Source organism: Ancrocorticia sp. (assembly GCF_052089425.1).
GTDB lineage: Bacteria > Actinomycetota > Actinomycetes > Actinomycetales > Actinomycetaceae > Ancrocorticia.
In genome coordinates this window covers 1-10259 of the sequence record NZ_JBQCZW010000026.1, presented here as the reverse complement: position 1 = coordinate 10259, position 10259 = coordinate 1, and the positions used below count along the sequence as shown (strand labels likewise).

The window sequence follows — 10259 nt, the reverse complement described above, 5'->3', positions numbered from 1 at the left end:
ATTCGGAGGGACTCACACAACCCGACGGACGCCCGCAACCCGACGGACGCCCGCAGCTAAGCAGCCGTCCAGAACGACCAATCAACGCCCACGAAGAATCGGAGAACCATGAACACTGAAGGCCATGATGAAGCGACGTGGAGGATTCAACACCGCGGCTTCAACGATGGAACGGACGCGCAGGTAGTGCTTGCCGGTGTATCCACGGAACCGATTTCCATCGAACACCTAGAAGATCTTGTGGCGGATGATTCCGCTGGCGCCATCGTCACCTTCAATGGCAGGGTGCGAAACCACGACGACGGCAACGGTGTCACTGCCATCGATTACGAGGCTCATCCAGATGCCGATTCCGTTGTGCAACGCATCGCCGAAGAAGTTGCCCACGCGAGTGGAGCATGCAAGATCGCCATCCAGCACCGCTCCGGCCATCTAGAAATCGGAGACATCGCGCTGGGCGCCGCCGTCTCGGCGTCCCATCGCGCCGAGGCCTTCAATCTCCTCGAGAAGGCCGTTGAACAGGTGAAACTACAGTTACCCGTGTGGAAGCGCCAAGAATTCAGCGACGGCTCCCACGAGTGGACGGGCAGCGCCTAGCCGCTCCTATCCCCCGGCGAATGGCGGAAGAACCTCTACGCGCAGGCCATCTCGCACGGGAAGAGCGGCATCTTCATCGGCGCGGGCGCCATCGATGAGCAGCGCGCTCACGCCAAGCATGCGGGCGAATTCTTCGCCGTGCAGATCGCCGAGTTGCTCGCGCAGGCCCGCAGCCGTGGTGCCCTCGGCAACCTCCACCGATTCCTCGGCAGTTCCGGCCGCCTCGGCAACGGCAGCGAAGTAGCGTAAAGATACTGAACTCATGGGTTCCTCTCTGGTTCTTCTTGGCGATGCGCCAATGGGTTCTTCGTGACTATCCACCAATGGCGCTCATGGGCCGGGTGGGATTCAGGAATGCGGGATTGTCGGTGCCGTGGCCCGCCTGCTTGCCCCACATGGCATCGCGCCATAGTTCCGCAATCTCATCGTCGCTGGACCCATCGCGCAATGCCGCCCGCAAATCGGTCTCCGTGTTCGCGAACAAGCAGTCGCGGATCTGACCGTCCGCAGTAAGCCGCGTGCGATCACAATTGCCGCAGAAGGGGCGCGTAACGGAACCGATGATCCCCACGGTTCCGGCAGGGTGCGCCGTCCCGTCAACGGTTCCACCCGCTACATCCCACAGTTCCGCGGGCGCCGCCCCACGTTCAGCAGCGGGCCTGTGCGTGAGGGTGAAATGCTCGCTGAGCATCTCCAGAATGTCATCAGCCGTAATGATCTCTTCGCGCTTCCACTGGCCACGCGGGCCAAGAGGCATGTATTCGATGAAGCGGAGCGAATACCCGGACATGAGGGATTCGAGCAGCAGGCTCGGAGCGTCCTGATCGTTAACCCCGGGCATGAGAACGGCGTTCACCTTGACGGGGGTAAGCCCAGATTCGGCGGCCACCCGCGCCCCTGCCCGCGCATCGTCAAAACGATCACGCCGGGTCATCTTTGCGTATGTCTCGCGGCTGGCCGTATCCATGGAAAGGTTCACCCGATCCAGCCCGGCAGCCTTGAGCTTGCCAGCCCGGTGCTTGAGCCCAAGCCCGTTGGTGGTCAAAGAAATATCCGGCTTATTGCCCGCCCATGTACGCAGCGCTGCCGTGCGTTCCACGATGCCTTCGAGTCCCTTGCGCAGCAGTGGCTCGCCACCGGTGAATCGGACCTCTTCAATACCCAGATCCTCAACGCCGATGCGGATGAGACGGTTGATTTCCTCATCAGTCAGAAGCACTTGCCGCGGCAGGGGATCGATCCCTTCGGCCGGCATGCAGTACTGGCAGCGAAGGTTGCACTTATCGGTGAGCGACACACGCAAATCCGTGGCCACACGTCCAAAGCTATCGATGAGCCGGGGATCGCGCGGGGCATCCCTCTTCACCCCCGCTCGCCGAGTGAGGGTCAGAGGAACAACCTGCGAATCCGCCGGATGAACCGAAGCTGACGTGATACTCATAGCTCCTTCACAAGGGGCGCTTTATTCGGATTCGCGCCCGTGTTTGCGTGATTTACACGAGTTCGTGTACTAAGTTCTCGGTAATTCTACCTATACCCCACGAACGTTGGTAATACCAAAGTCTTAGGCGTCCCGTATGCACCCCCACTCCCCCGCATCCCGCCCGAATTTTCACGGAAAGTTCCGCACCAGCCGTCACGTCCACTCAAAAGAAGTATTCGTCACACTGCCCCAGTGCGCACCCGCCCACGCACCGGCCCGAACCATCCATCTCATCCACCACCACACTCCAGCCACCAGAGGCCGCCCTCGCCGCCTGCTCGATCCCGCCTGTTCATCAGCAGTTGTCCCGCCGGTTAAGAACCGGCGCTACGATGGCCACATGGCTCATCTGCCAACAGACGAACTCAAGATCATTGCCCACCGCGGCCTGTGCCGCGAGGCCCCAGAGAACACTCTGGCCGCTTTTCAGATGGCCCACGATGCGGGCGTCACGTGGCTGGAAACGGACGTTGATCTCATCGCAGACGGTACTCCGGTCCTCATCCACGATGACACGCTGGACCGCACCACTAATAGAAAGGGCCCGGTGGCCGCGCTGACCGCACAGGATCTGGCCAACACGGACGCCGGCAGCTGGTTCAGCAAGGACTTTGCCGGAGAACCCATCCCCACCCTGCACACCCTCGTGGATTTCCTCAACCGGACGGGTATGAACTGCAACGTGGAGCTCAAGTCCCGCAAGAAGTCCGAGGCCAACCCGGATACCCTCATCAAGGTCACGCTGGCTGAACTGTCCCGGCTATCTGCGAACGTCCAGATCATCATCTCCTCCTTCGATACACAACTGCTGGCCCAGTTCCACGAGGCTGCCCCGCACTACACGATCGCCGCCCTGTTCAAACCGCGCGCCCTGACAAAGGGTTGGGTGGAAAAGGCCCATGCCTGCAGTGCCACCTACGTCCATCCGAAGGATCACCGCCGCATCGCCTCCCTCCTACCCGTCGCCCACCGCGAGGGTTTCCGCGTTCAGGTGTGGACGGTGAATAAGAAATCGCGAGCCCGTGACCTGCTCACCCTTGGCGTTGACGGAATCATCACGAACAAGGCCGGGAAGTTCCTGCCGCTCCTGACCGAGCAGGCCCACTGACACCACCCGTAGCCGCGGTATCCGCTAGCCGTCGCGGTAGCCCCTAGCCGCCACCGGTAGATCCAGCTCTACCCCATCCCGATAGCCGAACCTCTACGGATAACTCCTCATCCTCGATACGATGGCAATACGCGCCCACCCACGAAGGTGGAGGTGGTGCGGACGGGAGCGATCGTCGTCGTCGGAAAAATGGGAGGCAGCTCAATGGCGGTATGGCTCGATAACGCCGAAATCTCCATGTACCTTGGCATTGCCGCGTTTGTGGTGCTCATGATCCCCGGGCTGATCTTGCAATACGTCAAGTACGGGCAGTTCACCGCGCGGCGCATGCTCGGCTGGCTGGCCGTGTGCGTGTACGGGACGGCGCTCGTGGTGTACACGTTCATGCCGCTGCCCACGAATCCGGCCGCATTCTGCGCCGAACATGCCGCGTCCGCCAACACCACGCCCTTCGCTTTCGTGTCCGATATCCGCCGCCAGACTGCCGGGTTGACCCTCACGCAGGCCGCCCGCAGCACCGTGGTTCTTCAAGTTGTTTTCAACATCATCCTTTTTGTCCCGTTCGGCGCGATCCTCCGCAGGTATTTTGGGCGGGGTGTTGTTTTGACGACGACGGCGGGTTTCCTCACCTCGCTCGCCATCGAATCCTTGCAATATACCGGGCTATTGGGCCTGTATCCGTGCGCGATCCGCGTGGCCGACGTAGACGATGTCATGACCAACACCTTCGGGGCACTCGTGGGCGCACTGCTCGCTCCCGCTTTCCTGTGGTGGATGCCTAGCGCGGCGCGTGCAGCCGAAAAGCGGTTGCAGCCGCGCAAAGTCACCGTGTGGCGGCGCTGGACCGGCATGATGATCGATGCAGCGCTATTCCTCGTGCTGAGCGCCGGAGTGACCGTCACGCTTGGTTTCATCCAGTTTGTGGTGGACGGGGAGGCTTCCGCTCAACCACCTTCTTGGCATGCGACTGTTTCGGTGCTCATACCGTTACTCGTGGTTTTTGTGCTGCCCGCCGCGGGTGGGCGCGGGGCCTCCGCCGGTCAGAAGATTGTGTGGCTGACCCCCAAGTGGCTCTCCGAGGATGGCCGCACCCTCACCGATTCCAATCCTGTTATGCGGATTCTTCGGGCTCTTGTTGTGGTGGGGCCGTGGGTCTTGACCGATTTCCTGGCCGATTCCAGCACTGCCAAAGGCATCGTTGGGCTGATCTCCACGATCGTGCTGTTCCTCGCCGTTGTCATGGTTCCCTTCAGCGCCAACCACCGATCGTTCTCTGGCTGGATCACACGCGCCACCTTCGTTGATTCGCGCGAGCCGGTGGCGGGCGGCCCCGAGAACGGCGCGCCGGAGCCGCTCACCGGTGCCAAGAAGCGGGAGCTCAGGCTTGCGTGACGCTCCTCGATGCCTGACTGCCCTGTGCTCCTGACCGCCCTGTCTGCCTGATCGCCCAGTCCTCCTGAGTCCCCTGTCCTCCTGATCACCTTCGCTCCCTGACGCCCTCGCTCCCTAGCTGTCGTCGCCGTTCGGTCATCAGCCTGCTCCCATTTCCCGCGAGAGTGAGTCAATACTTTCCAAGATGGCCAAGACTGCGAGAGATGCCGAATAAACCCAACTCTCGCTGCAGTCACTCACTCTCGTGGCACTGACCCACTCTCGCAGTACCCAGCATTCGACTCCCCGCTCAAAACCCGACAACTGGCACCCCGCGAGAGCATGACTAGGCAAGAGAATCGCATGTTCAACCTTCCTGTCAGTGGCGGCGCTTGACGTCCAATACCTCCGGCGTCAATGGGGACCACAACACCCCTGATGGAACGGAAGCTGGGACTCCCAATTGGCGGAGCAGTCGCGTGAGCCTCTCAATCAGCGCCTGCGGGTTCATTAGCTCTTTGATGCTGACGCGAACAACGTTCCAGCCATCAGTCAGCAAATCGGTTTGTCGATCCAGAAATGCATTCTCATTTCCCGAGATCTTGCCAGTCCCATCAAACTCGAACAGGATCCTCCGGCCCGGAAGTGCCGAATCGGCATAGTAGTGCCTCCCTTCGATTTCAACTGCATACTGGGTGACAAGATCGTCCCGATCACGAGGACTATGCGTTAAGAGGCAATGGATAAGCCACAAGAGACAGGCTTCACCGGGTGTCTCGATTCCAGGGTCACTTGCAGTAATAACAGCATGAGCACGCCTCGTTCCCGGGCAGCCTGCAAGTGATTCAAGACGTTTCAGCATTCTGTTCTTCAGGTCATCTGCCTTGGTTCGTGCCGGATCAGGATTGCCCCGAATGAACCCAGTTGCCGCGTTAAGGTATGAGCTCACCGCAGCTATCCCAATGAGAGGATGTGAATGACGGCTACAGTCAACCGCAGCAACCCAAGCGGGGACAACGTTGAGAGTTGCCGCTTCCATTACCTCGTCCGTGAGCGACCTACTTCTCAGTTGGAACACTTTGACAGATGGAACATCCGCAGTTCCGATGCGTAATGGTGGCAGATCGTAAGTTGACGTGTACGACGAACCATCAATGCGTCGGTACACGATATCCGCCGTGTTCGTCCATGTATCGATTCCGTACAGCTTGAGCGCAATCTCCGATGTAAAGACGATTTGCGCATCGACTGCACGCGCCGCCGCGACTGCTGCCGCTCTGACCAGTGTCGCTTGACTCCGAATCGTCCATTCTTTCCTATGGAGATCGAACATACGCATTGGGGCATAGACGCTACGGCAAATCCGAATCAATTCCTGCTGTTCAATGACAGCAGGCGATATTCTGCCTACTTCAGACGTTTTGATTAGATCGTGAATAGAGAGCTTCATAGCCAAATTCACGCACAGCTAGGACACGATCCGCCGTCGAAACTCGTCCACCTGTGGATAAATCGCGCACAAACACCGGCTGTGGAAACCATGAGCCCGGTGATCCGAGCCAAGCTCAGGTCACGGTCTCCACAAGCTGCCTCCACATACCCCGTCGTTCTTACGGAGCCGGCACGCACATCTTTGGCTACACGCGCCGCCACAGTCGTGATTGCTATTGACGCCGTCTGCACGTGAGGGACCGGCTTAGCGTTCATCTTCCTTGAGAGTGAGTCAATACTTTCCAAGATGGCCAAGACTGCGAGAGATGCCGAATAAACCCAACTCTCGCTGCACCCAATCACTCTCGCTGCAAGAGCCAACTCTCGTCAGCCTTAAGGTCTGACAGCTCCTTCAGTGCCTGCCCAGACATCTCTCGCCGATTTCGTCGTAGGAACATCCCCATCATGAAATGCAGGGACCCGTTCCGCAATGGAACGAGTCCCCGCTACCTGATCGCCAGCCCGGCGAACCGGTCAGGCGTTCGAGGTCAGTTTCAGGCCTTCGAAGTCAGTGTCTCCTCAATGGCGCTGTTAAATGCATCCAAGTCGGCTGGGCTCCGCGAAGTGATGAGGCGGTAACCGTTTGCTGGGCACACCTTCACTTCCTGATCCACCCAGTTTCCTCCAGCATTGGTGATGTCTTGGCTAAGCGTGTGGTACGACGTGAGGGTCTTACCCTTCGCCAAACCCGAGTTCACCAGCAACCACGGAGCGTGGCAGATCATCGCAACAATCTTGCCGTCTTCTGCAAAGGACTGGACGATGCCTTGAGCATCCGAGTCAATCCTCAACGAATCAGCGTTGAGCGTCCCTCCCGGAACCACAACGGCGTCATACCCAGAAGCATCAACCGCGGAGATGGTCGTATCCGGATCAACCTCGGTGCTCAGCTTCTTGTCACCGGCGAGCGTTGCGATCGGCTCAGACGTCTGCGCAGCCACAGTCACCTGAGCGCCGTGATCCTTGAGGTAATTCAAGGGTTCGATCAGCTCAGATGTCTCGGTGCCGTAATTCGTTGACAGAATAAGAACATTCTTGCCATTCAATGTATTTGCCATGGCTCTCTTCCTCCTACGTCGTCTTCCACTAACCATCGTGCGCCCCGTGGCCCGAGGCATCAATGCCATTAGCTCTAAGCGCAGTGCTGCCCATTTCGGAATATGCCACCACGGGCTGTGAGGAGACCCGCCGCAGGTAGCACGCCGTCTGCCACGAAGATTGGAACCCTCCTACGAGTGGAGAAGCGAACGTTGGTGCGGATCTTCCTCACCCGCGAGCCCGCTCAACCGTTCGACACTGAGGCCATCCCCTAGCGAGAGTTCGAGTACCCCGCTATCTCTCGCTGGAGGAACTAACCGTCGCTGCTGGAACTAACTCTCGCCAACCTTGATGATCGTCTTGCCGAAGTTCGCGCCCGCGAGCATGCCAGCGAAAACTTCCGGCGCATTTTCGAGACCATCGGTGATGTCCTCGCGATACTTCAGCTGTCCGGAGCGCACCCATCCGCTCATGTCTGTCAGGAAGTCATCAAACATGGAGGGGCGAAATTCGTTCTGGATGAAGCCGCGCAGCGTCAGCGACTTCCGTAGGACCAAGCCCATCAATTCCGGCAAGCGGTCTGGCCCAGACTCCGCCTCGGTGGAATTGTAGGTTGCGGCGAGTCCACAAACGGGCACACGCGCGTACAGGTTGAGTCGGGGCACCACGGCGTCGAACACAGCTCCACCCACGTTTTCGAAGTACACATCGATACCGTCTGGGGCCGCCTCTGCCAACCGCCCTGCAAGGTCATCGTCCCGGTGATCGAGCGCCGCATCGAATCCGAGTTCATCGAGGTAGGCAACCTTCTTGGGACCACCCGCGATTCCAATCGCTCGGCAGCCTTTGATTTTAGCGATCTGCCCAACGGCACTCCCAACGGGCCCCGTGGCGGCAGCAACTGCAACGGTCTCTCCCGGCTGTGGATCACCGATGGCAAGCAAGCCGGAATAGGCGGTGAATCCGGGCATCCCGAGAACTCCGAGCGCCGTGGTAACTGGCGCCTGATCGGGATCTAGCACTCGCAGCTCAGAGGCTCGCTCGGTGCTGTAGCTCTGCCATCCGCCCTGTCCCAGTACGATCTGTCCTGGCTCCAACCCCACAGAACGCGATTCGATCACTTCGGAAACGGTGCCGCCCATGATGACGTCGCCGATTTCCAGAGATTTCGCATAGGACTTGGCTGCGGACATTCGTCCACGCATATAAGGGTCCAGCGAGAGGTACATTGTCCGCAACAACACCTCCCCGTCTCCCGGTTCGCGCACAGTGTGTTCTTCGCTCCGAAAGTTCTCTGGCTTCGGCGCCCCTGTAGGCCTGCAAGCCAACCGGATCTGGTGACTGACGTATGGCATGTGCTCTCCTTCCGTAAAGCGTGGCAATCACGCCACTTCCACCCTAGCGCGAGGACATGGGTGCAAGGGAAGCCGAGAGTTCTGAATTGCCGTCACTCCCGGGGGATCTTCCGATACTGTTGGGTGCTCTCGCGGTCTCGCACGACGATTCCAATGGATCTCAACTCGTCACGAACGCCTTCCGCCGCGCCTGAACGTTTGTCTGCCAACGCCCTTTGCCTAGCGCGGAGAAGGTCATCCACTGTACTGGCCAAGCGGCCATCCCCATCAACCCAGGTGACATAACTAGACTCGTAAGGATCCGAACTGCCTTGCCACGGATAGCCGTAGTGTTCAAAGGCATGTTGCAACTGTTCGAGGAGCAGAGAATCTGTTGTGCTGCGGGAGATCTCGAGAGTTCGTGGGTCAGTGATCACGAGATCCTTCTTATCGGTGTATATCCCACCGATCCGAGCCTTCGCGATGTACTGTGACGCCCCCGTGTCCGCGATGGTGATTCCTTCTTGCGACACCGTGACAACGCTAACCTCATTGCGCCATTCCTGAGTGATCCAAAATCCGGCAGCTACGCCAACTATCGTGAGAACAGGGATCGCCCATGCGGTTGGCAGCAGGTCCGCGATTCGCAGCATATTCGGAGCATCGCCGATATGGGATAGCAACCAACTGACGATCGGGCCAACTACGAATGCGGAAAGAAACCCGATTGTCCCTCCAGCCACATAGAAGCCAACAATCCAGCGCCTCGGGATCGATATCGTCGTCTCACCCTCAGTCATCTGTTCGTCCTCCAACAACTGGTGCCAGATACCCACGGGCAGTGCGCCGTATGTCCTGCACTGGTGAGTATCCAGACCGGGCATTCAGGTAGGCGCCATCAACGATGGCTTGCAACCATCTCGCCGTCTCGATTGGGTCGAGCCCCGAATCGATCTCCCCTCGAGCAATACCACCATTGATAAGCGTGGCCAAACCTTGGGTGATGACGTCAGCAGTCTGTTCAACGATGGTGATGAGTTCCGGATCATGATGAACACGGCGGAAAAGTTCAACCACCATCCCAGTGGCGCTAGGATCACTAGCATCTTTGGCCAGCTCGCCGAGAATGTCGAGGATTGCAGGTACGGGCTTCTCCGCGTGAATGTGCCGGGCAATCAGCTCCTGAGCGACGGGCAAGTCCCGCTCGAAGATGGCGCGAAATAGTTCATCTTTGGTCCCAAAGTAATAGAAGATCGTAGCTTGGCTGATACCCAAGCCACGTGCAATGTCGGATACGCTCGTGCGCTCATAACTCTGTGCTGCAAATAACCGCGCAGCCTCAACGATGATCTGTTCGCGTTTGCGCGCTACTCTTTCGGGGTCAACTCGTCTAGCCACGTATTGCCTCCCATTCTTTATCTGAGTGCTCACTCAACGAATAGCAGACCAATACACGCTCACTGGCCGGCCAAGCCCAGCCTCCTACCCCACGCCGAAACCTCAGCCCCGCCACAGCTCCGCATTTGGTGCAAGCCACCCCCATACGCACGGCTACTACAACATGCGGAAGTGAATCCGCGGATTCGCACGCACGCCGAAACCTCAGCCCCGCTACAACTCCGTATTTGGTGTAAGCCACCCCTATACGCACGGCTGCTACAACATGCGGAGGTGAAGGGCAGAGCAATGCTAAAGAGAGATGAAGGTGAGGAGTGAAAAACGAAGAACCCCCGGCACTGCTTTTCGTTGCAATGCCGGGGGTCCCGGTGGCGGTAGCGGTGGTGTTGTGGTGCAGGAGATTGGAATAGGGTGTCGCGGGGCATTGGAATGGCCTGTC

Annotated in this window: 10 protein-coding genes; 3 read left to right on the top strand and 7 right to left on the bottom strand. The window is 58.9% G+C overall.

The window, feature by feature from the left end; all coding sequences use genetic code 11:
- Window positions 1-108 precede the first annotated feature (108 nt).
- The gene (locus ACTHV6_RS08845) at window positions 109-597 is read left to right on the top strand and encodes a molybdenum cofactor biosynthesis protein MoaE (RefSeq protein WP_441386997.1); all 489 of its coding nucleotides are present in this window, start codon (window positions 109-111) and stop codon (window positions 595-597) included.
- A 6-nt stretch (window positions 598-603) separates the two neighbouring features.
- Here the strand turns inward: ACTHV6_RS08845 and ACTHV6_RS08840 are convergent, their stop codons facing one another.
- The gene (locus ACTHV6_RS08840) at window positions 604-861 is read right to left on the bottom strand and encodes a MoaD/ThiS family protein (RefSeq protein WP_441386996.1); all 258 of its coding nucleotides are present in this window, start codon (window positions 859-861) and stop codon (window positions 604-606) included.
- Window positions 862-910: 49 nt separating this feature from the next.
- Complete coding sequence (moaA, locus tag ACTHV6_RS08835; protein WP_441386994.1) at window positions 911-2038, bottom strand: GTP 3',8-cyclase MoaA; 1128 nt, start codon at window positions 2036-2038, stop codon at window positions 911-913.
- A gap of 382 nt (window positions 2039-2420) precedes the next feature.
- Between moaA and ACTHV6_RS08830 the strand changes: the two genes are divergently transcribed.
- Window positions 2421-3188 carry a glycerophosphodiester phosphodiesterase family protein gene (locus tag ACTHV6_RS08830; protein WP_441386993.1) on the top strand — a complete coding sequence of 256 codons (768 nt, stop codon included), beginning with the start codon at window positions 2421-2423 and terminating at the stop codon, window positions 3186-3188.
- A gap of 156 nt (window positions 3189-3344) precedes the next feature.
- Window positions 3345-4580, top strand: coding sequence for a VanZ family protein (locus tag ACTHV6_RS08825; RefSeq protein WP_441386992.1), 1236 nt, complete (start codon window positions 3345-3347; stop codon window positions 4578-4580).
- 358 nt (window positions 4581-4938) lie between these two features.
- On the opposite strand, the gene ACTHV6_RS08820 is transcribed toward ACTHV6_RS08825, so the two are convergent.
- The 5 genes from ACTHV6_RS08820 to ACTHV6_RS08800 all read right to left on the bottom strand — a co-directional run bounded on the left by ACTHV6_RS08820 (window position 4939) and on the right by ACTHV6_RS08800 (window position 9820).
- A complete protein-coding gene (locus tag ACTHV6_RS08820; RefSeq protein WP_441386990.1) occupies window positions 4939-5898 on the bottom strand; it encodes a hypothetical protein in 960 nt (319 codons plus the stop codon).
- Between the two features lie 646 nt (window positions 5899-6544).
- Window positions 6545-7108 carry a type 1 glutamine amidotransferase domain-containing protein gene (locus ACTHV6_RS08815; protein WP_441386989.1) on the bottom strand — a complete coding sequence of 188 codons (564 nt, stop codon included), beginning with the start codon at window positions 7106-7108 and terminating at the stop codon, window positions 6545-6547.
- A gap of 312 nt (window positions 7109-7420) precedes the next feature.
- Window positions 7421-8443: an NADP-dependent oxidoreductase gene (locus ACTHV6_RS08810; protein ID WP_441386988.1), complete on the bottom strand. Its 1023-nt coding sequence runs from the start codon at window positions 8441-8443 to the stop codon at window positions 7421-7423.
- Between the two features lie 92 nt (window positions 8444-8535).
- A complete protein-coding gene (locus ACTHV6_RS08805) occupies window positions 8536-9222 on the bottom strand; it encodes a YqeB family protein (RefSeq protein WP_441386987.1) in 687 nt (228 codons plus the stop codon).
- Window positions 9215-9820, bottom strand: a complete 606-nt coding sequence (locus ACTHV6_RS08800; RefSeq protein WP_441386986.1) for a TetR/AcrR family transcriptional regulator — start codon at window positions 9818-9820, stop codon at window positions 9215-9217. The genes ACTHV6_RS08805 and ACTHV6_RS08800 overlap by 8 nt, the downstream gene beginning before the upstream one ends.
- Window positions 9821-10259: the final 439 nt, after the last annotated feature.

Excerpts from the sequence above, each read along its gene's own strand:
- ACTHV6_RS08845 (WP_441386997.1), top strand. The coding sequence starts at position 109 with ATGAACACTGAAGGCCATGATGAAGCGACGTGGAGGATTCAACACCGC.
- ACTHV6_RS08815 (WP_441386989.1), bottom strand. The coding sequence starts at position 7,108 with ATGGCAAATACATTGAATGGCAAGAATGTTCTTATTCTGTCAACGAAT.
- ACTHV6_RS08810 (WP_441386988.1), bottom strand. The coding sequence starts at position 8,443 with ATGCCATACGTCAGTCACCAGATCCGGTTGGCTTGCAGGCCTACAGGG.
- ACTHV6_RS08830 (WP_441386993.1), top strand. The coding sequence starts at position 2,421 with ATGGCTCATCTGCCAACAGACGAACTCAAGATCATTGCCCACCGCGGC.
- ACTHV6_RS08840 (WP_441386996.1), bottom strand. The coding sequence starts at position 861 with ATGAGTTCAGTATCTTTACGCTACTTCGCTGCCGTTGCCGAGGCGGCC.
- ACTHV6_RS08820 (WP_441386990.1), bottom strand. The coding sequence starts at position 5,898 with ATGCGTATGTTCGATCTCCATAGGAAAGAATGGACGATTCGGAGTCAA.
- ACTHV6_RS08805 (WP_441386987.1), bottom strand. The coding sequence starts at position 9,222 with ATGACTGAGGGTGAGACGACGATATCGATCCCGAGGCGCTGGATTGTT.
- moaA (WP_441386994.1), bottom strand. The coding sequence starts at position 2,038 with ATGAGTATCACGTCAGCTTCGGTTCATCCGGCGGATTCGCAGGTTGTT.